At 37.6% G+C, this 25,444-nt stretch carries 27 protein-coding genes and 5 tRNA genes; 15 read left to right on the top strand and 17 right to left on the bottom strand.

Features of this window, described 5'->3' with window-relative positions; translation table 11 throughout:
* The first annotated feature begins 50 nt into the window (after nucleotides 1-50).
* The 5 genes from B9N66_RS07105 (at nucleotide 51) to B9N66_RS07090 (ending at nucleotide 5,619) form a co-directional block, all read left to right on the top strand.
* Nucleotides 51-602: an NAD(P)H-dependent oxidoreductase gene (locus B9N66_RS07105; RefSeq protein ID WP_087580466.1), complete on the top strand. Its 552-nt coding sequence runs from the start codon at nucleotides 51-53 to the stop codon at nucleotides 600-602.
* Nucleotides 603-836: 234 nt separating this feature from the next.
* Nucleotides 837-959 (top strand): hypothetical protein, encoded by a 123-nt coding sequence (locus B9N66_RS09955; RefSeq protein WP_257638069.1) that lies wholly within the window; start codon nucleotides 837-839, stop codon nucleotides 957-959.
* The gene (recJ, locus tag B9N66_RS07100; protein WP_087580465.1) at nucleotides 949-2,523 is read left to right on the top strand and encodes a single-stranded-DNA-specific exonuclease RecJ; all 1,575 of its coding nucleotides are present in this window, start codon (nucleotides 949-951) and stop codon (nucleotides 2,521-2,523) included. The genes B9N66_RS09955 and recJ overlap by 11 nt, the downstream gene beginning before the upstream one ends.
* 368 nt (nucleotides 2,524-2,891) lie before the next feature.
* Complete coding sequence (locus B9N66_RS07095) at nucleotides 2,892-4,748, top strand: TonB-dependent receptor domain-containing protein (protein WP_180382085.1); 1,857 nt, start codon at nucleotides 2,892-2,894, stop codon at nucleotides 4,746-4,748.
* Between the two features lie 286 nt (nucleotides 4,749-5,034).
* Entirely contained in the window at nucleotides 5,035-5,619 is a 585-nt protein-coding gene (locus tag B9N66_RS07090) for a hypothetical protein (RefSeq protein WP_087580464.1), read from the top strand.
* 36 nt (nucleotides 5,620-5,655) lie between these two features.
* Here B9N66_RS07090 and B9N66_RS07085 read toward each other — a convergent pair whose 3' ends face one another.
* The 7 genes from B9N66_RS07085 to B9N66_RS07055 form a co-directional block, all read right to left on the bottom strand.
* Nucleotides 5,656-6,288: a protein-L-isoaspartate(D-aspartate) O-methyltransferase gene (locus tag B9N66_RS07085; RefSeq protein WP_087580463.1), complete on the bottom strand. Its 633-nt coding sequence runs from the start codon at nucleotides 6,286-6,288 to the stop codon at nucleotides 5,656-5,658.
* 60 nt (nucleotides 6,289-6,348) lie between these two features.
* Nucleotides 6,349-7,116 (bottom strand): carbon-nitrogen hydrolase family protein, encoded by a 768-nt coding sequence (locus tag B9N66_RS07080; protein WP_087580462.1) that lies wholly within the window; start codon nucleotides 7,114-7,116, stop codon nucleotides 6,349-6,351.
* Nucleotides 7,117-7,605, bottom strand: coding sequence for a hypothetical protein (locus B9N66_RS07075; RefSeq protein ID WP_087580461.1), 489 nt, complete (start codon nucleotides 7,603-7,605; stop codon nucleotides 7,117-7,119).
* Nucleotides 7,595-8,617, bottom strand: a complete 1,023-nt coding sequence (locus B9N66_RS07070) for a ribonucleotide-diphosphate reductase subunit beta (protein WP_021092521.1) — start codon at nucleotides 8,615-8,617, stop codon at nucleotides 7,595-7,597. Before B9N66_RS07070 ends, B9N66_RS07075 begins: the two co-directional genes overlap by 11 nt.
* A gap of 71 nt (nucleotides 8,618-8,688) precedes the next feature.
* The gene (locus B9N66_RS07065; protein WP_087580460.1) at nucleotides 8,689-9,813 is read right to left on the bottom strand and encodes a PepSY-associated TM helix domain-containing protein; all 1,125 of its coding nucleotides are present in this window, start codon (nucleotides 9,811-9,813) and stop codon (nucleotides 8,689-8,691) included.
* 170 nt (nucleotides 9,814-9,983) lie between these two features.
* A complete protein-coding gene (locus tag B9N66_RS07060) occupies nucleotides 9,984-10,718 on the bottom strand; it encodes a spore coat protein (RefSeq protein ID WP_087580459.1) in 735 nt (244 codons plus the stop codon).
* A 102-nt stretch (nucleotides 10,719-10,820) separates the two neighbouring features.
* Nucleotides 10,821-10,896: transfer RNA gene (locus tag B9N66_RS07055), tRNA-Ala, on the bottom strand.
* A gap of 105 nt (nucleotides 10,897-11,001) precedes the next feature.
* Here B9N66_RS07055 and B9N66_RS07050 point away from each other — a divergent pair.
* The 8 genes from B9N66_RS07050 (at nucleotide 11,002) to B9N66_RS07020 (ending at nucleotide 14,734) form a co-directional block, all read left to right on the top strand.
* A tRNA-Gly gene (locus B9N66_RS07050) sits at nucleotides 11,002-11,076 on the top strand.
* Between the two features lie 8 nt (nucleotides 11,077-11,084).
* Nucleotides 11,085-11,171, top strand: a tRNA-Leu gene (locus tag B9N66_RS07045).
* Nucleotides 11,172-11,177: 6 nt separating this feature from the next.
* Nucleotides 11,178-11,251, top strand: a tRNA-Cys gene (locus tag B9N66_RS07040).
* A gap of 32 nt (nucleotides 11,252-11,283) precedes the next feature.
* On the top strand, nucleotides 11,284-11,439 hold the full coding sequence (locus tag B9N66_RS09715; protein ID WP_180382084.1) for a hypothetical protein: 156 nt from the start codon (nucleotides 11,284-11,286) through the stop codon (nucleotides 11,437-11,439).
* Between the two features lie 58 nt (nucleotides 11,440-11,497).
* Nucleotides 11,498-11,587 (top strand) — tRNA-Ser (locus B9N66_RS07035).
* 496 nt (nucleotides 11,588-12,083) lie between these two features.
* Nucleotides 12,084-13,007, top strand: coding sequence for a tyrosine-type recombinase/integrase (locus B9N66_RS07030; protein WP_257639800.1), 924 nt, complete (start codon nucleotides 12,084-12,086; stop codon nucleotides 13,005-13,007).
* A gap of 62 nt (nucleotides 13,008-13,069) precedes the next feature.
* Nucleotides 13,070-13,741, top strand: coding sequence for a hypothetical protein (locus B9N66_RS07025; protein WP_087580457.1), 672 nt, complete (start codon nucleotides 13,070-13,072; stop codon nucleotides 13,739-13,741).
* 12 nt (nucleotides 13,742-13,753) lie between these two features.
* Nucleotides 13,754-14,734 (top strand): hypothetical protein, encoded by a 981-nt coding sequence (locus tag B9N66_RS07020; protein ID WP_087580456.1) that lies wholly within the window; start codon nucleotides 13,754-13,756, stop codon nucleotides 14,732-14,734.
* A gap of 271 nt (nucleotides 14,735-15,005) precedes the next feature.
* On the opposite strand, the gene B9N66_RS09710 is transcribed toward B9N66_RS07020, so the two are convergent.
* Nucleotides 15,006-15,449, bottom strand: coding sequence for a hypothetical protein (locus tag B9N66_RS09710; protein WP_180382083.1), 444 nt, complete (start codon nucleotides 15,447-15,449; stop codon nucleotides 15,006-15,008).
* An 8-nt stretch (nucleotides 15,450-15,457) separates the two neighbouring features.
* On the opposite strand from B9N66_RS09710, the gene B9N66_RS07010 reads away from it, so the two are divergent.
* The gene (locus B9N66_RS07010) at nucleotides 15,458-15,874 is read left to right on the top strand and encodes a hypothetical protein (RefSeq protein WP_257639799.1); all 417 of its coding nucleotides are present in this window, start codon (nucleotides 15,458-15,460) and stop codon (nucleotides 15,872-15,874) included.
* Between the two features lie 705 nt (nucleotides 15,875-16,579).
* On the opposite strand, the gene B9N66_RS07005 is transcribed toward B9N66_RS07010, so the two are convergent.
* The 9 genes from B9N66_RS07005 to B9N66_RS06965 all read right to left on the bottom strand — a co-directional run bounded on the left by B9N66_RS07005 (nucleotide 16,580) and on the right by B9N66_RS06965 (nucleotide 24,437).
* Complete coding sequence (locus B9N66_RS07005) at nucleotides 16,580-17,374, bottom strand: class I SAM-dependent methyltransferase (RefSeq protein WP_087580455.1); 795 nt, start codon at nucleotides 17,372-17,374, stop codon at nucleotides 16,580-16,582.
* Complete coding sequence (locus B9N66_RS07000) at nucleotides 17,371-18,105, bottom strand: ABC transporter ATP-binding protein (protein ID WP_087580454.1); 735 nt, start codon at nucleotides 18,103-18,105, stop codon at nucleotides 17,371-17,373. The genes B9N66_RS07005 and B9N66_RS07000 overlap by 4 nt, the downstream gene beginning before the upstream one ends.
* Nucleotides 18,105-19,106: a FecCD family ABC transporter permease gene (locus B9N66_RS06995; RefSeq protein WP_087580453.1), complete on the bottom strand. Its 1,002-nt coding sequence runs from the start codon at nucleotides 19,104-19,106 to the stop codon at nucleotides 18,105-18,107. The genes B9N66_RS07000 and B9N66_RS06995 overlap by 1 nt, the downstream gene beginning before the upstream one ends.
* Nucleotides 19,099-20,148 (bottom strand): ABC transporter substrate-binding protein, encoded by a 1,050-nt coding sequence (locus tag B9N66_RS06990; protein ID WP_087580452.1) that lies wholly within the window; start codon nucleotides 20,146-20,148, stop codon nucleotides 19,099-19,101. The genes B9N66_RS06995 and B9N66_RS06990 overlap by 8 nt, the downstream gene beginning before the upstream one ends.
* A gap of 32 nt (nucleotides 20,149-20,180) precedes the next feature.
* Nucleotides 20,181-21,143 carry an ABC transporter substrate-binding protein gene (locus B9N66_RS06985; protein ID WP_087580451.1) on the bottom strand — a complete coding sequence of 321 codons (963 nt, stop codon included), beginning with the start codon at nucleotides 21,141-21,143 and terminating at the stop codon, nucleotides 20,181-20,183.
* 931 nt (nucleotides 21,144-22,074) lie between these two features.
* A complete protein-coding gene (locus B9N66_RS06980) occupies nucleotides 22,075-22,821 on the bottom strand; it encodes a hypothetical protein (RefSeq protein ID WP_087580450.1) in 747 nt (248 codons plus the stop codon).
* A gap of 30 nt (nucleotides 22,822-22,851) precedes the next feature.
* The gene (locus B9N66_RS06975) at nucleotides 22,852-23,490 is read right to left on the bottom strand and encodes a hypothetical protein (RefSeq protein ID WP_087580449.1); all 639 of its coding nucleotides are present in this window, start codon (nucleotides 23,488-23,490) and stop codon (nucleotides 22,852-22,854) included.
* A 270-nt stretch (nucleotides 23,491-23,760) separates the two neighbouring features.
* Nucleotides 23,761-24,078: a hypothetical protein gene (locus B9N66_RS06970; RefSeq protein WP_087580448.1), complete on the bottom strand. Its 318-nt coding sequence runs from the start codon at nucleotides 24,076-24,078 to the stop codon at nucleotides 23,761-23,763.
* A 119-nt stretch (nucleotides 24,079-24,197) separates the two neighbouring features.
* Nucleotides 24,198-24,437 (bottom strand): hypothetical protein, encoded by a 240-nt coding sequence (locus B9N66_RS06965; protein ID WP_180382082.1) that lies wholly within the window; start codon nucleotides 24,435-24,437, stop codon nucleotides 24,198-24,200.
* Between the two features lie 314 nt (nucleotides 24,438-24,751).
* Here B9N66_RS06965 and B9N66_RS06960 point away from each other — a divergent pair, with 314 nt between their 5' ends.
* Nucleotides 24,752-25,411, top strand: a complete 660-nt coding sequence (locus B9N66_RS06960) for an MFS transporter (protein WP_087580447.1) — start codon at nucleotides 24,752-24,754, stop codon at nucleotides 25,409-25,411.
* Nucleotides 25,412-25,444: the final 33 nt, after the last annotated feature.

Genomic DNA, 25,444 nt, shown 5'->3' with positions numbered 1-25,444 from the left:
AATTATTTATCAAATAAATCCCATTGCTTGCTAGATTTTTAAGGAGAAAAATGAAAACTCTAATCATTCTAGCCCACCCTGACATCCAAAACTCGGTCATAAACAAACGCCTACTACAAGAGGCTCTCAAAGAGCCGCAGCGCTTTAGCGTTCATGATTTGACGCAGATTTACGCAGGCGGCAACATCGACGCCGCGCGCGAGCAAGAACTCATCAGAGCCCACGACGCCCTCGTTTTACAGTTTCCGCTTCACAACTTCTCCTGCCCTCCGATTTTAAAATCATGGATCGACGCGGTGATGACGCACGGCTTTGCCTACGGACGCGGTTCGGACGGCATAGCGGGGCGCAAGATAGCTCTAGCCGTGACCGCAGGCATCAAAAAGAGCGACTACAGCCCGCAAGGACGCTATCATTTTAGCTTGCGCGAGGTTCTTACGCCGTTTGAGCTTGCGTTTAAATATTATTTTCGCACCGATTACCGCGACTTTTTCGCATTTTACGGCGCTGAAGAGACTCCGGGCGTAGACTACGTATCAAGCGACAGCGAAATAGAACGAGGCGCTAGAGAATACTTGGAGTTTTTGCGAAATTTGGAATAAATTTTAAATGGTTTAAGCTTTATGGCATAAACCATTTAAAATTTATAAATTTGATTGTATAAATTTTTGCTAATACTTACTATTTTTGGCGGGTTAAATTTGTAAAGACTATCAATTTAACAAAGCTTTTAAGCTTGCTATGAGCCCTAAAATCTTACTTTCATTTAAAATTATAAGAAATTAAATTTCAAAAAGATATAATCCAAGCATTCAAAATAAAGACGAAAGATTGCGATGAAAAAGAAGTATTTTTATAGCCAAATTTTTGGCAATATGGGTGTAAATTTAAGTGAACAAGTGGCATTAAATAAAGTTGGTAAGTTCTTTAAAAATTCTTGCCAAAACCATGCTAAATAAAGAGGACATAAGGAATTTACTAGCGCATAGATTTTGTAACGACATACATAAAAAAATTAGTGAAATTCCAACACCAAGTGCCTTAAAAGATATTTACAAGGGTGCTAATCGCATAAAAGAAGCGATCGAGAAAAACGAGCGTATAGCCATTGTGGGCGATTATGATGTTGATGGTGTTGTTTCGAGCGTAATTTTGGCTGAGTTTTTTGATGATCTTGGCGTGAAAGACTACCTAGTAAAAATTCCAAATAGATTTAAAGATGGATATGGGCTAAATCCTGAGATAATAGACGAACTCTCAGCTGATGTAAGCCTGATTATCACCGTTGATAACGGCATCTCTGCAAACGATGCGGCCATTATCTGTAAAGAAAAAGGCATCGATCTTATTATCACTGATCATCACATGCCTCCAGCTGTTCTCCCAGAAGCCTATGCGATCATTAATCCAAAACAAGAAGACTGCAACTTCCCAAATATCGAAATTTGTGGTGCTGAGGTCGCTTGGTATTTGGTTGGAGCGTTAAAGGATGTTTTTGGGCTAAATTACGATATGAGCAAATTTCTAGAGCTTTTAGCTATCGCGATAATCGCTGATATGATGGAGCTAAGAGATATGAATAGAATGCTTGTTCGCCTTGGCATTTGTAAGCTAAATGCGTCTAAACGTTCCGCATTTCACGCTATAAAAGAGTTTTATGGTAAGGAAAAATTTGAGTGTGACGATATTAGCTTTCTTATAGCTCCGCTTATAAATTCAGCCGGACGCATGGACGATGCGATGAATTCATTTGACTTTTTACGTGCTAAAAGTATCGAGGAAGCTTACAACTACCTTGATACGATCATTGAATTTAACAACTCCAGAAAAGAGGAGGAGCGCCAACTCTTTGAGTGCTCGCTAAAGGACGTAAAAGAAGACGATGAAGTCATCATCACTTGGGGTGAGCAGTGGCACGAGGGTGTGATAGGCATCGTAGCTAGCCGCCTAGCAAAGCACTTTGCAAAGCCAGCTATTGTCTTTAGCATCGATAAAGGTCGTGCAAAAGGTAGTGCTAGAAGCATTGGTAAGCTTGATATTTTATCTCTTATAGCAAGCCACGAAAATTTACTAACAAGCTATGGCGGTCACAAAGGAGCGGCTGGACTTACGCTTGCGCCTGAAAATTTGGTGAAATTTAAAGAAGCGATAAATAAAAGTTGCTCATGCCTAAATATGCAAGATTGCAAAAGCTCGGACGAGCTACTTGGCGACATAATGCCAAGCGAGATAGACTTTGAACTACTTGAAATTTTAGAATTTTATGAGCCATACGGACAGAAAAATCCACGTCCAGTCTTTAAGATAAAAAATGCTCTTGTTAAAAATGAAAGACTTATAGGAAGAGATCAAAATCACCTAAAGCTCATCTTACAAAAGGATAATAAAACGCTTGAGGCTCTATTTTTTAACTTTACAAGACACGCTAGAGTTGGCGAGATGATAGATATTATCTTTTGTATATCAAAAAATTCATTCCGCGGACTTGTTACTCCACAACTACTCATAAAAGAGATTTTATAAATTTTATCTCGGTTTTATAATGCTAAAAATTTTTAATAAAACCGAGATTGCTTCGGTTTTAATTCACCAAAATTGTTTCTTTATATATTTAATGCAGTCCAACTAAAATAATACTATTTGAGTCAAATTTCTGTATTGTAAAATTAATGTTATATAAATATTTATACTTTATTTAAGTTTATTTTTGCTTTAATTTTAATTTTAAATATTAATTTCATAGGACTAAACATAAAAATTTCTTACGTTTTGGCATTTGCTCTAGTACCAAATTTAATGCTTGGTGCTGAAGAAACGATAGACTTGGCACCAGTTACCGTTCTGCAAAGATACAAAAGTCCATTCTTGACGAACCGACAAAGGCTCAAATAGTGGGCAAAGGTGCGATACTAGAAAACGGCGACATCGCTAAATCGCTTTTAAATTTGAGCGGCTTTACGATGGAGCGCAAGGGCGGAGGCGGCAGCGAGGTTTATTACCGCTCGCAGACGGCGGCCAGACTGCCGGTGCTAATCGACGGTAGCACGCTAAACGGCGGTTGTGGTATGCGCATGGATACGCCCATCACTTACATCTCGGCGCAAAACTACAGCTCGGTTCGCATCGTAAAAGGCCCGCAAGACGTCAGATACGGCGCACTCATTAGCGGCGGTATATTTTTCGATAGAGAGATAGCAAGGCTGTCAAAACCGAGCTTCGGAGGAAACGTAAGCGTGCTGGGTGGTAGTTTTAGAAGATTTGAAACTGCTGCAGACGTAGCGGCGGGTAACGAGCTAGGTAGCCTAGAAATTTCTGGCGGGCACTACCAGAGCGGCGATTATAAAAGTGGCGACGGACAGAAAATGCATACGCACTATAAACGCAACAGCGTCTCGTTCGTGGGCACGCTAACGCCCACGGAAACTACTGCCTTGCAGCTAAGCGCGGATCTGGGCGAGGGCGAAGCGGCGTATGCGGACAGGATGAGGGACGGCGTGCAGTTTGACCGTAAATCTTTCGGATTCAAATTTGAACAAGACGTCGGCGAGCACAAGATCAGGCTAAGCTCGTACTATCATCAAATCGATCACATAATGGACAACTTCACCATGCGTCCGGTGGTACCGGGTACGGGGCGCGGCAAGGGATATAGCATCAGTCACCCGATACGCGATATGTACGGCTTTAAGCTAGAAGGCGAGCTAAATTTCGACAATCTAACAAGCTATCTTGGCGCTGGGTACTCTGAGGATGTATTTAAGTGGAGAGGCGCCGGAACGGGCGGAGCCGGCGTATCTAAAGCCGAAATGGACGCAGCCGTATCAAAGCCGCACGCAAAAGAGTGCAAGGTAACGTATAAAACGATATACACTCAAAACGAATACGTCCTTGAAAACGACTACGGGCTTTTTGGCGGACTTAGGCTGGACGCGGGCGAGAGAAAACTGTTAAAAACGCATAAGAGCAGGAAAGAAAATTTATTCGCAGGGTTTTTTAGATACGAAAAATATCTGCAAAATTTAACTCTCTACGCAGGTCTAGGGCATGCACAAAGACTACCTGATCACTGGGAAACGAACAAGGACGCAAACCTAGCGCTGCATAAAGAAAGAAACACTCAGCTGGATTTTGGCGCAGTGCTAAAAGATCGAAACTACGAACTAAGCGCGAATTTCTTCGTCTCAAAGATGGATGATTATATCATGCTAAAGTATAATACTATGGGCATGTCCTCAGACGCCTTTAATACCGACGCCCTGCTATACGGCGGCGAGATAGAGGGCACTACGCTACTAGCCGATATATTTAGGCTGGGGGCGGGAGTATCCTACGTCTACGGCAAGGTGACTAAAAACGCGGGCGGCCTAAAAGACGGCGATGCACTGCCTAAGGTTTCGCCTCTAGCGTTTAAGCTAAGCGCCGGCTTAGAAAAGCCAGACTGGTTCGTCAAAGCCGACTTCTACGCTAACGCGTCGCAAAACCGCGCGCAAAAAGGCTACGGCGACGTGGGCGGCATGGACCTGGGCAAGAGCGATAGCTTTTGGACGCTGGGGCTAAGTGCGGGCTATAAATATAAAAATTATCAATTTTTGCTAGCGGCGGAAAATTTAAATGACGCCAAATACGCCTATCATAACTCAAAAGGCGGCTACGGCGGCGGTATCGCAGGCTACGAAACTATCCCGAACGGCACGAGGCTTTATGAGCCTGGCAGAAGCTTTTGGGCAAAATTTAAGGTGCATTTTTAGGGCGTAACTTAATAAATTTGGCATGGCTACGGGCTTAGGATTTGCCCTAGAGCTGTGCCAAATTTAAGTATTTTTACTCTTAGTTTATAACAATGCTCATGCTTACTACATTTACTTTTATGGATAAATTTATAGTCAAATTAAATTCCATGTAACACACCTAGTATAAAATAGCTTATTAAATTTTTAAAGCCAAAGGATGATTAAAATAGGGCTTTGTTAAATTTAAATTTCATATAGATTAAAAGCTTGACTGTAAAATCATAAAAATTTCGAAAGGAGAAGTATGAAAAATTTACTTGTAAAATCGAGCTTGGTTCTAGCTTTGGTGAGTTCAGCGGCGCTAGCTCAAGGTGCATTTGTTGGTGGTGAAGGTGATTATTCGTTTAACTCAAAAATTAAAACAAAAAACATAGCAAGTAGTGAGAAAAATAACTTCAAAAAAGGTCACTATGGTCTTGGCTTTTATGGTGGTTATGATTTTGACAGCTATAGAGCGTATGGCGGTTATTATTATGACTTTAAAGCCAGGAAAAATGCTGGCGAATCAGACGCAAAATGGAGTAAGCATAAATTTCTAGGCGGTGTTGATTATACACCAAGCATCACTGAAAATTTTAAAGCTGTTCTTGGCGGATACACAGGTCTTGGCTACTTGAGCGTTAGAGAGAGTTTTAATAACGAAACAAGTAAGAAAAATTTCAAAGGCTTGCTAGTTGGCGCGAAAGCGGGTGGCATCTACTCATTTGATGAACATAACGCGATCGAGTTTGGCTTAAAAGCTGATAAGACTCTTTATAAGAAAAATAGCGGAGCTCAGCTAAGAGATACGACTATAGGAATTTATACAGGCTATACTTATAAATTCTAACCTTTAGGCAAGGCTTAGGCTTTGCCTTATTTTAGGTTACTCTCTACCTTCAAGAAGTGGCACAAAAAGGCACTCATCTAAGTACTCTTTTTCTAAATTTCCATCTTTATCTTTTTTAAATTTAGCGATAAATTGCTTGCCATCTTTTTTCATTGGAGCTACTAAAATTCCACCATTTTTAAGCTGCTTAAATAAATTCGGTGAGATCTCATCAGCAGCTGCCGAGAGCAGGATACGATCAAATGGTGCGTAGCTTCGCCAGCCGTTGTTGCCGTCATCATATCTTACGTGTACGTTTCTGATTTTTAGCGCCTCGAAGCGTTTTTTCGCCTCCATGGCTAGTTTCTCTATTCGCTCGACACTAAAAATTCTATGTGCAAGTTTGCTTAAAATCGCTGCTTGATAGCCACTGCCGCAGCCTATTTCTAGGATGTTATCCATATTTTCGCACTCTAGCGCCATCGTCATCTTTGCCACAGTTAGCGGCGAGCTGATCCACTGATTACCCAGGATTGGCTGTGCGTCAAGCTTATAGGCATGGGCGGTGATGGGTACGAAAATTTCGCGCTCAGTTTTTGATATCGCGTCAAACAAAAGTGGACTTAGCGTGATCTCGTCAGCTATGTCGCTAGCTAAATTTTGGCATTTTATTGCTTCTAGTTGGGTCAAAATTTCTATCCTAAACAAAAATTAAATCGTTATTATACGATTTAAAGCTTATCTTAAAATTTATAAAAGCCCTAAATTTTTCTTTATCTGTGTGATAAAATTTGCGTCAAAAACCGCGCTTTGCTCTAGCGTGCCATCTGGTAAAAAGACCCCAGCGACCTCTAGATCAAGTGAGCTTGAGATCATGACGTAGCAGTTGTTTGCAATGGCAAGTGCCTTACAAAGGCTAAGGTAGGCTTCCTCTCTGGCCTTGCCCCACATGGCTGGTACCATGATGATGTCACAGCCTCTTAGCTTTGCCCAAAGCCTGCTATCACGTAGCTCAAAGCATATTAGCACGCCAAGCTTTAGCCCTTTAAATGTAAAGGCATTTATATCGCTCACCTCGCCGGCGGCAAAGATCTCGTGCTCTAAATTTGGTCTAAAAAGCTCAGCCTTAAACTGCGAATGAAAGACGTTGTTTGAGTTAAGAAGTAAAAATTCGTTATAAATTTTTGGTTGGTGCGGATTTAGATTTGAAATTTGAGCGAGCCCTGCGCTTTTGTTTAGGCTGCTAAGGTGCGTAAAACCAAGAAATTTATCTGGACTAAGCACCTCTTGCAAGCGCTCAAGTAGCATCGCATCAAAGCTGCCTATCATGCCACCAAGCATGGCTTTGTTCGCCCCAGCAAAAAAGCCGTCAAAGTCATAGCCGCTTATGCAAAGCTCGCTTGCAAGAATGAGCGAATTTTCAGGCGCAGCCTCAACTAAATTTGCAAGCTCCTCTAGACGATCTGTTGCATTTTTTGCCTTTAAAGTTAGGCTTATTAGGTTTAAATTTTCGTCCATTTATTTTCCAAATACAAATGTCATAGGTTTTTCGTCGTGGCAGTCTTTTGGAATTTTGCAGTTTATATCCGTACCACCGATGTTTGGTGTAGCTTTTAAAATAACGCTTATAGCTGTGATTTTATCATCGCGCTGGGAGAGTGGGTCATTAAAAACCCAGACCTCAAAGCCAAGACCTATATCCTCATCATGTGAAACTACTCTTACCTCTTTTAGGTCTTTTGCTTCAAAGCCACACTGTTTGTTTATGCTAAGCATCACGTCATTTCCTAGCACAGATCCTAGCGGTGCGAAACTTGGTGCAATTTCGCCGTTTGGCATCTCTTGATAGATTTCTGCTTGGCTTGTCTCTTTTACCTTGATAAGCTTGTAGGCGTAGAAATTTTCGAGATTATTTTTATTTGCTTGATCAATTATCCTTTGATTACTATTTGCGCAACCTATAAAAAGCACGCAGGCAAGGGCTAAGATGCTATTTTTAAAAGTCATCAAAGCTGATACTTCCCTTGCTATAGTTTGTCACCTTTGCTTCAAAGAAATTTGACTTTTGGTCGTTAAATTTCGCAAAGTCATCGACCCATTTGATCGGGTGAGTGACGTTGTATTTGCGTTTTAGGCCGATCGCAACTAGGCGTTGGTCGATGAGATAGTGGATGTACTGCTCGATGATATCATCAGTAAAGCCCATTATTTGGTTTTGAGTGATGTATTTGCCCCATTTGATCTCTAAATTTCCAGCTTTTTCAAACATATCATAAATTTTTGCCTCAGTCTCAGGCGTAAAGAGATCGGGTCTTTCTTTGCGGACTGAATTTATCATATTTTGAAACAAAAGTAGGTGCGTGATCTCGTCGCGTTGGATGAAGCGTATCATCTGCGCTGAGCCTAGCATCTTGCCAGCGCGAGCTAGAGCGTAGATCGCTGTAAAGCCGCTGTAAAAATAGATCCCCTCTAAAATTTGGTTGGCAACCATCGCAAGAAGTAGCTTCTCGTCAGTCACTTCACCCGCAAGTTCTTCATAGACGCTTGAGATGTAGTCGTTTTTCTCGCGTAAGACATCGTCATGTTTCTCCATCTCGTAGATGAGGTCGGTGTTGTCACAGATCGCCTCGACCATGACAGCGTAAGACTTGCTGTGGTTTGCCTCTTCGTAGGCTTGGCGGCTTAACACGGCGTTGATCTCTGGTGCGGTGATGTAAGGGTTGATGTTATCGGCTAGGTTGTTAGTTTGAAAGCTATCCATTGAGATGAGCTGGCTCCAAACTAGGTCATACATGCGTTTTTCGGCCTCTGTGAGGTTGTAGGCGTAGTCGCGCACGTCGTCGGTGGTATCGACCTCTTTTGGAAACCAGGTGTTTGCCTCCATGAGGTCCCAAAGCTTTAACGCCCACTCGTATTTTGCCTTGGTGAAATTTAAAATGCCGTGCGGGTTGCCGTTAAAGACTCTTCTGTCGGTCAAATTTTCATTTGAACTTGGGTTGTAGATGCGTTTTCTATTCATAAATTTCTCTCTTGTTTGTAGTAAAAATTTCTTAAAATCTTACCCAAAGCAAGGTAAAAATTTACTTTTATTTAGAGCGCCTTAGTCCTTTTTATGGTCATGAAAAAGCCAGTTATTATTAGTAAAACTGCGATCACGCATGATACTGCAAATACGATCTGGCCGATCTCGCCAAACATCTCACCGGTGTGCAGACTAAGCACTTTGCGGCCAGCTTTTTTAGCCTCTGGAATGCTTTCAGACTTGCTAACAAGTTTATTCTCTTTGATCTTGCCAACGCTCGCGTCAAGCTTTAGCTTGCCCACTTGGCTCTCGCTAGTTTCATAGTTTATAGTATAGGTAGTTTGGTTGTTTTCAGGCACGTTTATCGTGAGCGATTTTAGCTCTAGCGTGACGTTATCTTTAAAAATTTGCTCCGCAGCCTCGATCTCTTTAAATTTCTCGTCGCTTATTGGGAGTAAATTTGATTGCGGTAGACTTTTTTTCATTGGAGCTGTTTTTAGGTCAAAAAATATACTATTTACGCCACTTCTGACCCAGCCATAAGACCAGTAAAGTCCAGTTAGTGACATCACCACAAGTAAGATCGCCACGTAGGCGCCAAGGCTGGTGTGAAGGTTGTAGAAGCAGGCGTAGCCCTTTGCTTTTGGTTTAATTTTTAGAGAATTTAAAAAATTTCGCTTAATCGCTGGTGCGTAGAGGATGAGGCCACTGATAGCAAGCAGAGCCATGATGATAGAGCTAATGGCAACTATTTGTTTGCCGATATTGGCTGGTACTTTGCTATCAAGCAAGGCAAGTCCTAAATTTCTATGAAGACTTAAGATAATGATACGAAATTTCTCACCCCAATCCTCACTGATCACCTCGCCATTTCTTGGATCTATAAAGAAATTTAATTGCTTTTTATCCTTTGTAATGCTTATACGATAAGCTTCATTTGCTCCACCTATTTGTAAGCTTTCAAGCGTATCAAATTGAATCTCATTTTTTGCTTTAGCTAGGAGTTCATTTAAGCTTAAATTTTCTTTTTCGCTAGGAACTAAGTTTATAAAATTTTTATTTATCGCACTTTTGATCTCTTCTCTATAAGACGCAAATGGTGCTGAAAGAGTCATGAATATTAGCGGAATAGCCGCAATTAGTCCGATTATTAGGTGGATGTTGAAAATGATTTTGTTACGCTTGAAAAGCATATATCTCCTTTAAAAATTTTAATAACGAATATTAATTTATTTTTTGTTAAGCAGAGATAAAATTTAGAAGATTATTTTTAGGTTATGAGAGAAAAATCGGCTATGTGCTAGTGTGATAGGGGCACTACGCAAAGAGTTCTATTAGCAAAAAGTGCTTTTGCCTTGTAAATTTATCTATTTTGGGCGATTGGTAAAAGGTATTCAAAAGTTCTAATAGCCGCATTTAGATCCTTTTTGTTTAGAGGCTTAAACGGCTTTAACAGGTAGTAAAGTGGCTTAAATTTCACCACTAGCTGTAGCGAGCGTGCATAAATTTGAGCTCCACCAGCCGCTAAATACTCATTAATTACCTCCCTTACAAGCTCGCTTGAAATTTTTTGTCGGTATAGCTCGTGGATGAAAACTAGCAGATCACGACACTTTCTAAGCTCTAGATCATTGCTCAAAAATTTTGACTCAAAATCCAAAAATTTGACTTCGTCATTTTTTATGGCGATATCCCTAAGTGCTGGGCGTCCGTGCGTGAAATTTAGTGCATGAAGTCCAGCTAATGCACGGGCTGCTTTTAGTAAAATTTCATGCTTAAAATTTTCATCGTTGCTATACTTTAAAAGCTGAGAGATCGGCTCGCCAACATCTTCTATAACGAAAAATTCATCGCTTTTTAGCACAAGTTTTGGAGCAGGGGCATTTGCTTCGTTTAAAATTTCAAGCTTTTTTATCTCTGCAGCAAATGACTTATAAGGGTTTGGTTTAAAAATTTTAGTTAAAAAGCCACCTTCAATGTTTTTTTCAATGCATTTTAACCAAAATTTTTGTCCATCAAATTCAAAGCTAAAGGCACGATCATTGCCGTCACTATGACTTTTAAAAATTTTATTGACATATTGTTTTAAATTTTGCATATTTGTAATTTAGCGAAAGAAATCTGAATTTTTACATATATGTGGCGTAAATTTTAGTAAAAAGTAGTGAAAATATATTAAGCAAAAGAGATAGTAAAGCACTGGTGGAGTTAAGCGGGATCGAACCGCCGACCTCTTGAATGCCATTCAAGCGCTCTCCCAGCTGAGCTATAACCCCAAATAGATTTTGGCATTTTATCTTTTTATGGCTTACAATATTTTGAAATTTGTTTTAGCAAAATAAAATTTTAAGCAATTTTTGGATAATATTGCAAACTTTAACGCGGGAATAGCTCAGGGGTAGAGCACAACCTTGCCAAGGTTGGGGTCGCGAGTTCGAATCTCGTTTCCCGCTCCATTAACTTAGCCCGAGTGGCGGAATGGTAGACGCAAGGGACTTAAAATCCCTCGGTAGTTTTTACCGTACCGGTTCAAGTCCGGTCTCGGGCACCACGATATGGCGACATGGCCAAGTGGTAAGGCATGAGCCTGCAAAGCTTTGATCCCCGGTTCGAATCCGGGTGTCGCCTCCAAACTTCAAAAATAACTACTCGAAGGAATAACAGTGAGAAATTTACTTTTAGCAGCTTGTATAGCATTTTTTGTAGCTGGTTGTTCAAATACTTGGCATGGCGTAAAAGAAGATACTCATAATGCCAAAGAATGGACCAAAGAAAAGATAAATAATGGAGCTACATATATTAAAGAAAAAACAGAGTAAATTTTAGAGATTATAGTAAATTTTAAGCAAAGTTGGTTATAATCACAAATCTTTAAATCGGGAGATGGCTGAGCGGTCGAAAGCGGCGGTCTTGAAAACCGTTGAGGTGTGAAAGCCTCCTGGGGTTCGAATCCCTATCTCCCGGCCACAACTACTCTTAAAATATATCTTCAGATATCTGTATTTCAGCATTTTTAAGCAGCCTATATCACCATATTTTTGTCTCAAATTTTGGACGATTTTATTTTGTTACACCGAATTTGGATTTCTGTTACATCGTTTACTTATTAGATTAGGAGTTTGCAATGACTTCTAAATTAATAACTCGAATCAAAAATAGACCAAGCTACTACTATTTCGATAAGGCTTTGAAAAATGATAAAATTATCACCGTCAAATATTGTCTATTTACGGACAATGAGTTTGAGGCCAAAGCCATCGCTTTAAAAATAAAAAACGAAGCCGATAATAGACGTAATTCTGCTCAAACCAAAAAATTTATTGATTTACCGTTAAGATACAAGATACGCACCATTCAAAAAAATATTAAAAACAAATCGCATCGACTATCGACGACCGAATATAAAGAAATATTTGAAAAAGTTATATCGGGTATTTATGGGATTACCAAAGCCGACAACGATATGTTTGTCAATAGAAAAGAATGTCAAGAAAACGATAGGCCAAAGAAAACACAAAAATCGATAAAATTTACGGATATAGCATCCAGATACGCTCAAAACGAAAGTAAGAAGTCAAATAGTAAAAATACTGGATACTATCAGAGAGTAGCCAAAGCACTTGACATTTATTTTAAGCACAAGCAGATAACCCAAATTTCTTATCAGGACTGCGAGGATTTTCAATTACATCTCTTAAATAATAAAAGGCTTAACAAAAAGACCATCAATAACTACACGTGCTACGCAAGTAGAATGTTTGACTATGCTATCAAAATAGGCCTTATATCTCAAAACCCGTTTAAGCTTTTAAGCTCGTTTAAAATTTCCAAAGATCAAAAATCGCCGAAGGATAATTTTAGCATGGATGAACTCGTTAAAATTTTTAAGACGGATAAAAAAGAGCTTAAAGATTATATGGCGTTTGCCTTGCACACTGGACTTAGGCTTAGCGAAATTTGGAGCTTAGATGAAAGTAGCGTAAGCGAGCGAGACGGTATTAAATTTATCAAAGTTCAAACTGCCAAGCAAAAAGGCGGAGATGTTAAATTTAGAGAGCTGCCGATACATAAAAATATATATCGTCTAAGCGATATGAAGTGGTTAACGAAAATAAAAAAAGGCAAAAGCGATTGTAATTATCTTGGAAAAAGGCTTAACAAACATATTCATGCCGTTTTACCGGACTCTAACGTAAGCTTTCATAGGCTAAGGGCAAATTTTGCGTCCGCTATTAAAAATTACTCCCTAGAAAATGGTTTTACGGATGTTACCTCGGTACTACTCGGGCACGCTACCGATCTAGCAACAGACGTATACGCCAAGGATATCTCGCTAAAAGCAAAGCTAAAAGCTATGAATGGTCTAAATATATTTTCCAATCTCTAGCGATGAAATTCTATTGAATATCTTTAGCTAGTTATGTATAATTTGGCAAAAAGAGGTGAAGTATGAAGAAAGAGATTTTAAATTTACTTGACGAAGAAAACGCAGACTTCGGTGGGCTTTATAAGTTTTACTCTGGCATAAAAAAGGCTTTTATAAACAAAACAGACAATATCGAGACAGGCTTTATCGGAAACGCCCTAGATAAGGAGCAGCTTGAGAGAGATATGGACTATTGCATAAAGAATTACGCCAGAAATACAAAAGACAAAGATAAATGGCTAAAAAGAGCGAATATTTTAAAAAAATTAAACAACTCAACGCCTACCAAATATTATACTCAAGTCGTTTCCAAAGATACTGCAATGAAAATTCAAAGCGTCATTAATTCGGTTAACGAACTTGATATGCAAAATGAGCCGAAAACAAGCGTAATAGATCTTAAAAATTACAATATACCCGAAGAAGTAATAAAGTACGGCATTTTAACGGATGAAAAAGTAAAAGGCGGCAGATTTATCAATAACCAATTTGTACCCGACAATATTGCAGGGTACTTAGAGAGCGAAACGCTTAAAAAATTACCGAAAAAGCAAAAAGAGCTTTTACCGAAAAATCAAAAGCTAGAAATTAGTATAAATTTGAAGACCATATGCAATAAATTTATAGAGCGCGAATGTGATAAACGAGGATACACGCAAGAAACAAGGCTAAGATACATAAAAGACGTGAACTGACTAATTAAATATATGGAGGAAAATAAAATATACGAGATTGAAAAATTAGATGTAGATGAATTTCAAAACCATATATTTACAAAAAAAGATGAGAAAGGTAAAACAATAAGCAAAAAAACATTAAATAATATAATAGGTAGGTTAAGAATTTTTTTCGACTATATAGTATTAATAAAGCAAGTAAACAATAATCCGTTTGAAAAACTTAGTAACTACGGGGTAAATAAAAACGTAACAGATAAAAGAAATTTTACCCCTGAAGAGCTCAAAAAGATATTTAGTGGCAAACATGATAATGCGCGCAAAGAAATTTTAGATTGTTTAAGATTTCTACTAATAACTGGCGTAAGAACGGAGGAATTTTATAATTTAAATAAAGATAGTTTTTATACGGATTGCAATCATCCGTTTTTAAAGGTAAAAACTGCGAAGCAAGGTGCTGGAAAGATATTTTATAGAAATATACCATTGCATACATTATTAAAAGATCTCTACAAATACGACTGGATTGCAAAAATTAAAAAAGTATATTCAAACAAAGGAACTCTATCCAAAGCTCTCAATGCCGAAATAGATAAGGCAATAAAAGATAATATAGATAAGGCAATAAAAGATAATACGGTAAGCGTCCATAGACTTAGAGGAAATTTTGCTAACGCGATCGATGAGTGGCTGGTTCTTGCTGGCTTTAAGGACTATGTAGGTACGGATAAGAAATTGCTCGGGCATTCGGAAAATTTGAAAAAAGACGATATCGAAGATCAAGTAAAATATAAAATAACCAAAACTATACTGGGTTGTGCACCCGATATGACACAGGGTACATACTCGCAATCCGAGTATGCAGATTCAAAAATATTAGCAATACAAGGGCTTAACGTCTTTGAAGATATGTTTGAATATTTGAATATCCCAAAAAATCAAATCGAACACGTAAAACCTAGAAAACCTAGAAAAACAAAAAATAAACCCATCGCCATGATTGCAAAATGAAATAAGACACCGTAATCTGCCGAATTTTGATAAAACTTAGTATGTAGGCATGTGTGTAAAATTAGCTTTCATGATTTGGTCGGTAGTTACAAGCCCAAATTTAAGGCTAAATTCTAGCCAAATAGCCCTGCTATTATGGCAAACAGTTCGCTTCCGGCTACCACTAGCTCGGCTCCTTCTTTTATATCTCTTAGCACGGGTTTTATGGAGGCTAGTTTTATTTTTGAGCTTGCAGTTTTTTCGTCTTTACTCGGCCCTTCGGTAGCTTTTGCTATGCTTGCGTATTTTTTATAGTTTCTATTACGTTTTTAATCCCATCGGATAAATTTTCGTCAAGATTTTCCGGAATCGAAACGTATAAATTTTCCTTGCTTCTAGTTAATAAAACATAAATTTTTCTATAAAATAGCTTGCGGTCGTTTTTTAGCGTCGTTTGCAGAAACGGCAAAAAGTTGTGTATAACGATATTTTGAGCCTCAAGGCCTTTGATAGATTGCATCGTAAGCACGTCTATGCTTTTGTCCCTTGGCAAGGCGTATTCTTTTATGGCCTCAACCGATTTTTTACTATTGATTAAAACTACGCTAGTTTCGTTTATGGGCAAGGACTCTAAAACTCCCCTAAGCTGCGAAAAATCATCCATCGCCTTTATATTCACGCTTCCGTCTTGCAGTACGCATTCGATATCTTCCAGAAAGCTTTTATCTAAGAGCACGTGACATCGTGCAGCACAATAACGTGCTTTGCTTTAGCATAAATAGAGATGATGGAAAGAGTACTAAAAATATAAATTCCATAAGACTCGTGCCAGTGCATAGCAAGCTAATAGAACTTGGACTAATGGAGTTTGTAAAACAAAGAGCTAGTACAAACAAAAGTATCTTTAAAGTAAGTAATAAAGACTTTTCTGAAATTTTTAGATCCCAAATACAACGAAAACTAATAAGTAGCGATAAGCAAAAGACTTTTTACTCTTTTAGGCACTATTTTATAGATACGCTTGTCCAACAAGAAGTAGAGCCAAATATCATAGCTCAAATAGTAGGACATGAGAAGCAGTATAAAATTTTATTAGGAACCTATGCTACAAATATAAATGCTAGTGTGTTAAAAGCAAAAGTTGAAATGGTAAGTTACTAATATATCTCATAATACATTTTATTACGTAACTTTACTTCACTATACGTGCTTTACGTGGTTTTACTTAGGTATACGTGTTTTACTTCACTATACCCTACTATACTTAACCTAACTTCACTTAACTATACTTCACATAACTTCACTATACGTAAATTACGTATACTTACTTTACTATACGTAATTTACGTTACTATACTTGGGTATACCTATTTTACGTGGTTTCACTTTGGTATACGTGTTTTACCTTACCGTACTTCACTATACGTGTTTTACGTGGCTTTACCTTATGTAACATTGCGTAAAATTATGCTACCATACACTTTAATTATCTAGATTCACCCCTATTAAGCATCAACATTTTTATATGTTGATAAACTTACTTAGCAAGCTCGGGCTGAGCTTGCTGTAAGGTCTTGGCAGACGGCCAAAATTTTTCTTTGGCCAAGCAAAAGAAAAATATAAAAACTTAGACGAGATTTATACACTAAATATGACTTTTAATGATAAAATGTCTAAGTTTTTCTTAATAAAACCTTGTTTGACTTCTTACAAAAAATAACAATGAGTAAAATAAAAACCGATACTTTATCGTAAGTTTTACTAAAATTTGATATTTCTACCTCAACGTTTTTTAGTAGCTAAAATAAAAAATAAAATTATAGAAACTTAAATTTTTAGATAGAAAAATAAGTACCGGCTTATACTTTATTTATCTACTCTTATGAAAGCCCAGTTCATATATTCTTGTTTTTGCTCAAAGTGGTTGCCGTTAAAGTACTTATTGAGATTATAAACTTCCGGCTCCGTAAGCTCTCTCGAAAGTCCCCATTGTATTTTTTTAACAAGATCGTCGATAGTTTCAGGTATTCCGTCACCGCATGAAGTTTGTATATACTCTAGCTTTGGAAGATATCCCATTTGGAATAAAATATTTATTAAATATATAAAGTCTGGTCTTTTTTCAATATTGCTTCCAAGAGCATTTAAAACGTCTTCATTAATGAAACTACCGACTTTAAAAGTAATATAAAGGGCTTTTTTCGTCTTTGAAAGTAATTTCTCTAGGGCTTGTTTTAAGTCATCTACGTCAAGGCAACGAGATGCAAATGTAATATCGCACTCAGGTACGTCGCTAAAGTCGTCTTCGAATGCTTTTTGCGCGAATTCAATATTTTTACAATTAAAATCCCGAGAGTTTTGTTTTGCGAATTCTAGCATTTTCGACGAAAAATCATAACCGTAAATTTTGTCTACCTTATTTGCTGCAGCTATGCTTAATGCTCCGGCGCCGCATGCGAAATCAAGAAGCGTTCTTGCGCCATCAAAATCGACTCTTGAGATAAAGTCTTTAACATAGCCGCTCTTAAGTACGCTCTCACTAAAGCTTGCTGCCTTAACGTCCCATTTGGCTACTGATTTCCTAATAAAAGAGCTATTTGTTCTTTGCTCCTTATAAAGCTTATTAAAATCCAGCCTATCGTAATTAGAAGGTAATATCATAATTTGTCCTCATATTTTTGATAATCTATTCCGTAAATCTTATCTATATTTGATGGATTTATCAATTCATCGCACTTTCCAAAATCCAGTATCTTGCCGTCTTTTAAAAACAATACTAGATTTGAAACAAATTTAGCGTGACGAGGGTAATGAGTAGTTTGTACGAAAGTATACCCCTCGTCTTTTAGCGTCTTTATCATTTCAAGTAGTTTAATTTGATTGCCGAAGTCAAGCCCGGTCGTAGGTTCGTCCATAAAAATAACTTTGGCGCCTTGTACTAAGGTTCTAGCGATATATGCCAGCTGCCTTTGTCCACCGCTTATTCTAGTATAAAGTTCATCTTTTAGCTCTAAAATACCCATTCTTTCCAATGCATACTCGGCAAGCTTTTTATCGGCAAGGCTAAAGTTAGAAAATAAAGACGTTCTGCACAATGCGCCCATTAATACTATGTCAAATACGCTATATTCATATGACGGGGCATGCGTTTGAGGAACGTAGGCTATAAGCCTTGCAAGTTCTTTTTTTTCGTAACCCCTTACGCTTTTACCGCATATATTTACCGTACCCTCGAATTTTAAAAATCCAAGCATAATACGCAGGAGAGTGCTTTTACCGCTACCGTTTGCGCCCAGAATACTAAGCGTATCGCCTTTTTTGATACTAAAACTTATACCGTTTAGTATATTCTTATCTTTGTATCCGAATTTTAGATTTCTGATTTCTATCATTAAAAACTCTTTTTAGCTCTACGAAGCACTAGAATAAATATAGGTATTCCAAACAGTGAAGTTACTATACCTATCGGGACTTCAAAAGTAAACATAAGTCTCGAAAAGTTATCGCAAAAGAGTAAAAATATAGCACCTATCATAGCTGAACTAGACAATACGGCACGATTATCCGCCCCGAATATAAAACGAGCCATATGTGGGACTATGAGACCTATCCATCCGATAATGCCGGCTATCGTTACGCTTAAGGCGCTAATAAAAGTAGCAACCAAAATAACGAAAATTTTAACCATAGCAACATTTATGCCCAGACTTTTGGCCTCTTCTTCTCCCAAACTTAGCGCATTTAAATATTTGCCGCTAAAGGCTAACAATAGTATTCCTGCAAACATCGGTAGAATCGAAATTTGAATAAAATTCTTCGAAGCAAACCCTAGGCTACCCATTAAAAAATAAGTAATAGCCGGCAATGAGTCGTTTGGATCGGCTGCGTATTTTAATGCTGATAGTAAGGACGTAAAAAGAGAACCGCTAATAACGCCACCAAGAACCAATACTATAATACTACCTGAGCGCGAGTAAAAAGCCGATATACTTAAGGCCGTTAGTACCGCTATAAAACCAAACGCAAAGGTACTAAGCTGAATGAGATATTCGTTTAATCCAAAAAACATTCCTATGGCGGCGCCGAATCCGGCACCGCTTAAAACCCCAAGTATTGACGGGCTTACTAGAGGGTTTACAAACATGGCTTGGTATGCTGAGCCAGAAATAGCCAAACTGGCACCTATTATAATGCAGGCCATTATTCTAGGAAGGCGAATTTCCGTTATCAAAGTGTGCATAACTTGATAATTTTTTAAGTCTTCGCCTTTTATAACGGCTTTAAAATACGTCAGATAATCTTCCACATTAAAGCCGTATTTTCCTATTAGTACCGAAAGTAACATAAACCCTAGTAATAAGATACTTAAAAACGTAAAGGCTTTTTTACTCACCTATAAGCTCTTTTACTTGGTTATCGCTTATGTCAACCTCTAGGAATAATTTATAAAAGTCCTTAACTTCCTTATTCATATTGAATTTAAATACATCAGGGTGAGTTAAATTTATAAGCCATTTAAGCCCTATGAATCTCATAAATGAAGGCGGGCGATCAAACCAAGAAAACGGTTCGCGAGGTAAGTAATAAGCTCTTTTATTTTTTACGGCTTTTAGTATTTGCCATTTAGGATCGTCATAGATTTTATCATAAAAGCTCTTCTCGAAAATTAATATAATATCAGGATCGTATTCGGCTATTTGTTCAAAGCTAATTTTGATGTGCCCATAAGCCGTAGCATCCGGGTTTCCGCTGCATTTATGCACATTTTCGGCACCGCTTAGCTCTATAAGCCTAGTGTGCCATGAGCCCTCGCATTCGGTAGCTAGTCCGTCGGGATCTTCGGCATAGTATATTTTAGGCTTAACAACCGAGTTTTTTGCTATATATTCATTAAGCTCTTTTGAAATATCCATGGTTTTTTTAGAATACTCTATTAGCTTTTTTGCTCTATCTTGCTTATCTAAAATTTTGCCCAAAACTTCAAGAGAGTCGATATAGTCTTCTAATTCATAGCCTTTTAAGTACAGCATAGGTTTTTTTATTTCACCCAGGGTTTCTTTGAATTTCTTTTGAGTATTTTTAGAATCAGAATTTACCAGTATCAAATCAGGATCTAGCTTTAAAAGCATTTCCATATTTGGAATTTTGCCTTGCCCGAAAAATCCTCCTACTACCGGCTGGTTAATCATGCTCTCTTTTAGATACGGCTTTTCTCTTTTGCCGAAACTAGAATTTATACCGCTGACTTTCTCGGGAGCAACGGCATATAGCAAAAATAGTAACGGCGGATTACTGGCGTAAACTTTATTTGGGACTCCATTTAAAGTCTGAATATCTACGCTATTTTTTGATATAAATTCATCAATCTGTTCGTTTGTCATAGCAAACGAAATATTTAGAGAAACAAATAATAAACACAAAATATGTTTTAACATGACATTATCCTTTTTTATAAATTTATCTTTAATTATAGAAATAAACTCTTGTCGGGCATCTTACCGCCCAAAAGCTTTGGATTAAACTCAAAAATAGTTTCAAAAAATGACATTATCTCATCTTGCATATCGCGAGCTTTTGTTACCGTCAAATTTGCCCTATCAAATGCATTAACCAGTGCCGGCTCTGGAACCGGTAGATATTCGGCTCCTATTTTGGCAGCACTTTGCTTATTATCTTTGATCCAAGATAGAGCGTTAGTTAAGTCGCTATGAAGCGTATCAAATAGAGGCAAATTTGCTTTATAAAAATCTACGTCGACTATAATGCCCGCCATCGGAATGTACGGCTTGGTATTAAAGCTTTCTCCCCAGACCTTAGGAATATCTACTCCGTAATGTACCGCTATCCCCATTTTCTTCCCGCGCAGTATGGTTGCTGCCGGAAGAGGTTGAGGGGCGATTAAAATATCATAATCTTTTTGTAAAAATAATCCTGCAGCTTCCGGCGGCGTCTGCGTATACGTAATGTCTATTTTGGAAATATCTATTCCTCGTTTTTTACAAAGCGCTCGCAGAACCAAATCAGGCATATCACCCTTAAAAGGAATTATTAATTTTTTGCCGATAAAATCTTCAAAAGTTTTTATATTCTCATCTTTTACCATGGCTTGTATCGTACCAAGGCTAAGCAAATTTAGCATAGCTAAATTTAAGCCGTGATTTCGCATGTTTGCTCCCACGTTTGATGGCGCCATAGTAATTTTTATTTCCCTATTAGCTACGCCTGCTCGGAGTTGATCCGTACTATTCCAAATACGCAACCTTACGTCATGAGTCTTTGCTAGCTCGCCTTGCATGCTTGCTACGGCCATTATAACGCTAGGGATCGCCGGCGCGCCCCACATCGTAAAGTTTTCCTTCGCAAAAAGATTGGGAGCCATCGCTGTTACACTTAATGCTGCACCAAGCCTCATAAAACTACGTCTATTCATATTGTCTCTCCTTACTATATAATATAGTTGTCTTAAAAACTAATAAATATCGCCCTTTCTAATATATGCAATACCAAATTGAGATCCAGCGTTTTTACATATTCTCTACTGATAAACTCAACTTATCTTTTTAAAAGAATTCTTGGCATCCCATCTAACGCTACAGTGTTTTTAAAGTTTAATTCATCTATAAACGTCTACTTCTAAAAACAATCATTCCTTGGTATGCAACCGAATTGATTTTTGAGGAATATACCTTAAACGACATTTGACATATAAAGTAGCAAAAACTCAGATCCTTTATAGACTTTACAATACTGGATTTACACTATTTTAAAGTAGTACTGTCGTAGCAACTTGGCTGATAGCTAATCTCATTTAAAATATTTATAGATATAATTATGATTTTTTATATCAAAAATTAAAAAAATTATAGTGCAATAATTTTTAAATAAACTTGATATGAAGTAATAAAATATTCTATATAGTTATATGGAATATTATTTCCACTATTATTATGTAATATTTGATTTAGATTCGGTATTCAATATATTATAAATTTTCTTTTTATATCTCTACATTTTTAAGTAAAGTGTTTTTATGTATTTTTTATTAAAAACGACATAAAAAAAGATAAAAGAAATAGGAGCTACTCTATCGAGCAAGATAAGATTAAAATTTTCCGATGTAGATAATCTCTTTTTCGATACACTCTAGGGAGAGTTACTTAATTGTTATGATAATATAAGTATCTCAGTATGTAGAGAGAAAAATTTACGAGTATGTCTATATGAGATATAGGAGTGTTACGTAGAGTATGTCGCGATATTGCAAGTCCATGTAAATTTTTACTACATAGAATTTACATGGTTAGCTTGATCTGGATAGTTTAAATTTATAGATTTTGCATTGTAAATTTTAAGAATACTTTTTACCCCATCTCCATCCCAGCATCATCTTTTATAAATTTACTCCTTAGCTCTGGAATTTCATTTGCTATCATATCTCTTAGCTCAGGATTGGTACTTGCTATTTCTAGTAAAAGACCTATATGTTTGTTATTGGAGTCTTTTAGCTTAGAATTTTCTTTTTGCAAACTTTCAGTTTTACGTGTTAGAGATTGATTTTCTATGTCTTTGTTCTTCATCAATGCATTTTGTTCATCTATCTTTGTTTGCTGATTAGTATATGCTTTTAGTCTGTTTTTAAGATACGTTATCTCATTATCTTGCTCAGCTTGGGTTTCTTTTAAATCATCTAGCTCTTTTTCTAGCTGTTCTTTTTCTCTTAAGACTTCTATGCTTTTCTCTTTATTTTCTTCTATGATCTTGTTTTGTTCTGTTACTTGCCCAGCAAGAAGCACTACTTGTTCTTTTAGCTGCTCATCAGATGTGATGGTTATGTTATCTTGCATTTGTTCATAAACTAAATTTGTAAGACTAGATAAATAAGCCTCTTTTTTATCAGCTTCTATCCTAAAATGCTCATCAAACCATAAAAATTTTTCCTTTGTCATATACTTATTTACTCTCTTTTCCACAAACTCTCTAATCTTGCCCTTTAACTCTTTCTCGCTCTTATATTCACTTGCTATTTGGTGCATTTGGGTTAAGCTCTTGTGTCTATTATTGCTTGGTTTGCCGCGAAGTACCTGGCCTTTAAATGCCTCTGCGCCCATATCTTGTAGCTCTTGGCCAAATTTTGCTGTTTATGCCCTACCGCTAAATCTCAAATTTGCATGCTTCTCAAAGTTATAGTTTGTAAAGATTATCTGATAGTGTTTGGTCTTCTCATCATTGTGTTCAGCTATGAGCAGGCACTTTACACCATATTTTGAGCAGTATGCATTTACAAATCTCATTACTCTATCCATGTGTATGTTTTCATTTACAAATTTTGACTCTTCTTCGCTTAATCCTTCTTTTGGCTTTTTCTTCCTATCTGTGCCAAACGTGATGATAATCTCACAAAAACCAGCCATATCTTTGCGCCAAGACTTATTTATAAGAGTTTCTATACCCTTTCGTTTTTGTGTATAAGACTGCGCGGTATAGTCCTCTTTAAAGCTTTCTTGAAAACCTTTAAGGAAATTCTTTACAAAGGCTATATTATGCAGCTCATCATCTTTGCTGTTAGCATCTCTCATATTGCCATTGCCATTAAATTCGCTTAGGAGCTTGTAACGATTAATAGTGGCTGGGGTTTTGTTGAGATACTTTATATGCTCGGTTTGATTTTTCTCACGACATGCATGTGCAAATCTACCTATGGTTCTACCATATGTTAAAAAATCTGACCTCACGTTTAAAACTAGGTTATGATCGTTTATTATATATGCATTAGCCATGGCAAATCACCTCACCATATAAACATTCTTTCGTACTAGTAGTGCTAGTTACTATCAATGAAAAAATTTTCATTTTCTTCCTTTTAAAATATATTTATAGTAATTACACCAATTTTGAAAAAAATTTCAGCTAGAAATGCAAAATTTTGTAAAAAAGTTTATTTTTTAAGAAAGAAAATTAAAAATATTAAAATGATGGAGATTAAAAGTGTGTATTTAAAGGAGTTTGAGATAAAAAGCTAGAAGTAGAAATTTAAAGCAAATCTATTTTTATGATATTAAAAGGGTGATGACTTTATAATCGTTGGAATTTTTAAGAGACTGTCCCACTTTAGTAACTAAGTGTTCCACTCTTAAAGGAAATTTTAAAGAAAGGGAAAGAACAAAAGCATCACTACTAGTGCCTAAAATAGTGTATTCTGGTGTCACGGGGGAGACTTGAACCAAGGGCGTCCGGCTTATCTCGTCGCTAAGCACCTCGATCGTATCGCCGTCAAGTTCTATTACGTTGATTTTTTCGCCAAATAGCTGCTTCATAGCGTTAATAACATCACTAGTCAGCGTAAAGCCGTCTTTAGTTTGAAGCATAACAGCATTCGTTATTTTTTGTTCCTTAAATTTTTACTTAATATAGCACAATTGATATTATTTTTGCCAAAGGTCAAATTTACGGTTTCACGCCTCCACAACGCTAATTTTTGGGTCTTTTAAATTCTTGTCGTAACCGGGTTATAAATCATAGTGTGTTTTAGCCTGCATATATTTTTTAATGGACTATGAATATGTCTGCAAAGAAGTGGAGCTATGACGCGCTTGCTAATAGCGTTATAAAGCTTTTCGCTACCGTAATTATCGCTGCTAGCGCCCACGGAAGCCTTTGTGTATGCAGGCGGTACATGAGATAGCAAAACATCACACTGGGGCAAATTTTCATAGCTAGGCCTCAAATATGTAGCGCAACCGAATTTTATTCCGTCTATTTCTTTTACGGCATTATCAGCGTAAATATTTAAGATATCGTTTAGCCACTCTTGCTCGTAAGCCAGCCCTACGTCGTGATTGTCACTGCAAACAAATCTGTCGCGTAGAGGATTGTCATTGGGGTGCCTTGAATTTTATTGAAATTTTAGTATGAGTCGTATAAAAACATTAGGCTCAAGCGCGATAGCTTTTATTTTTAGCGGTTTTACCGTAGCCACCGCCATAGGAGCGCCTTTTGGAACGTATCTTAGCGATACGTTCGACTTGAGGGTGCCTTTTTTTGGGCATCGTTGTTGTCTCTTTGGTATCGCTAGCTATGACGGCGATCCAAGTACCTAGCCAAAAAGCGACTACCGCGCCTGGCGTCAAAGAACAGCTAAAGCTAGCTGCAAACGACAAAATTTTATTGGTTCTTCTCGTTACGATCTTGGGATACGGCGGGACGTTTGCGACGTTTATGTATTTATCGCCGATCCTACAAGAAATCACCGGCATAAGCTCTAAATATGTAAGCATAGTGCTGGTCGGATACGGCGTGATGATAGCCGTCGGCAACTCTTTAGGAGGTAAATTCGGCGACAAAAACCCGGCCAAATCCGTCTTTTGGATATTTACGGCTCAGTCGGCGGTGCTTTTGGGATTTTATTTTACGCAAAGCAATCTCGTTTTGGGGCCAATAAGTGTGGCTTTGATGGGTTTAGCGGCATTTATAAGCGTGCCCGTACTTCAGTCCTTGATCTTGATTCTAGCTAAAAAGTATGCTCCAAACGCCGGCGATATCGCATCATCGTTTAACGCGGGCATAGCTCTTGGGGCGTTATTCGGAGGCTATGCGCTAGATAAATTCTCTCTAGGCGCCACTTCTTTGGCTGCGTTTTTGATAAGCGGCGCGGCGGCGATTTTGAGCGCGGTAGCGCTTTTAGGCCGAAAAGATAGTTAAATTTAGCGTATTGTTCTCTTTTTTAAGAGATAC

It is taken from the genome of Campylobacter concisus, assembly GCF_002165775.1.
Lineage (GTDB): Bacteria > Campylobacterota > Campylobacteria > Campylobacterales > Campylobacteraceae > Campylobacter_A > Campylobacter_A concisus_E.
This window is presented reverse-complemented; position numbering and strand designations above follow the sequence as displayed.

Excerpts from the sequence above, each read along its gene's own strand:
- B9N66_RS07105 (WP_087580466.1), top strand. The coding sequence starts at position 51 with ATGAAAACTCTAATCATTCTAGCCCACCCTGACATCCAAAACTCGGTC.
- B9N66_RS09955 (WP_257638069.1), top strand. The coding sequence starts at position 837 with ATGAAAAAGAAGTATTTTTATAGCCAAATTTTTGGCAATATGGGTGTA.
- recJ (WP_087580465.1), top strand. The coding sequence starts at position 949 with ATGCTAAATAAAGAGGACATAAGGAATTTACTAGCGCATAGATTTTGT.
- B9N66_RS07090 (WP_087580464.1), top strand. The coding sequence starts at position 5,035 with ATGAAAAATTTACTTGTAAAATCGAGCTTGGTTCTAGCTTTGGTGAGT.
- B9N66_RS07080 (WP_087580462.1), bottom strand. The coding sequence starts at position 7,116 with ATGGACGAAAATTTAAACCTAATAAGCCTAACTTTAAAGGCAAAAAAT.
- B9N66_RS07075 (WP_087580461.1), bottom strand. The coding sequence starts at position 7,605 with ATGACTTTTAAAAATAGCATCTTAGCCCTTGCCTGCGTGCTTTTTATA.
- B9N66_RS07070 (WP_021092521.1), bottom strand. The coding sequence starts at position 8,617 with ATGAATAGAAAACGCATCTACAACCCAAGTTCAAATGAAAATTTGACC.
- B9N66_RS07065 (WP_087580460.1), bottom strand. The coding sequence starts at position 9,813 with ATGCTTTTCAAGCGTAACAAAATCATTTTCAACATCCACCTAATAATC.
- B9N66_RS07060 (WP_087580459.1), bottom strand. The coding sequence starts at position 10,718 with ATGCAAAATTTAAAACAATATGTCAATAAAATTTTTAAAAGTCATAGT.
- B9N66_RS07030 (WP_257639800.1), top strand. The coding sequence starts at position 12,084 with ATGTTTGTCAATAGAAAAGAATGTCAAGAAAACGATAGGCCAAAGAAA.
- B9N66_RS07025 (WP_087580457.1), top strand. The coding sequence starts at position 13,070 with ATGAAGAAAGAGATTTTAAATTTACTTGACGAAGAAAACGCAGACTTC.
- B9N66_RS07020 (WP_087580456.1), top strand. The coding sequence starts at position 13,754 with ATGGAGGAAAATAAAATATACGAGATTGAAAAATTAGATGTAGATGAA.
- B9N66_RS07005 (WP_087580455.1), bottom strand. The coding sequence starts at position 17,374 with ATGATATTACCTTCTAATTACGATAGGCTGGATTTTAATAAGCTTTAT.
- B9N66_RS07000 (WP_087580454.1), bottom strand. The coding sequence starts at position 18,105 with ATGATAGAAATCAGAAATCTAAAATTCGGATACAAAGATAAGAATATA.
- B9N66_RS06990 (WP_087580452.1), bottom strand. The coding sequence starts at position 20,148 with ATGTTAAAACATATTTTGTGTTTATTATTTGTTTCTCTAAATATTTCG.
- B9N66_RS06985 (WP_087580451.1), bottom strand. The coding sequence starts at position 21,143 with ATGAATAGACGTAGTTTTATGAGGCTTGGTGCAGCATTAAGTGTAACA.
- B9N66_RS06980 (WP_087580450.1), bottom strand. The coding sequence starts at position 22,821 with ATGGGCGCAGAGGCATTTAAAGGCCAGGTACTTCGCGGCAAACCAAGC.
- B9N66_RS06975 (WP_087580449.1), bottom strand. The coding sequence starts at position 23,490 with ATGGCTAATGCATATATAATAAACGATCATAACCTAGTTTTAAACGTG.
- B9N66_RS06970 (WP_087580448.1), bottom strand. The coding sequence starts at position 24,078 with ATGCTTCAAACTAAAGACGGCTTTACGCTGACTAGTGATGTTATTAAC.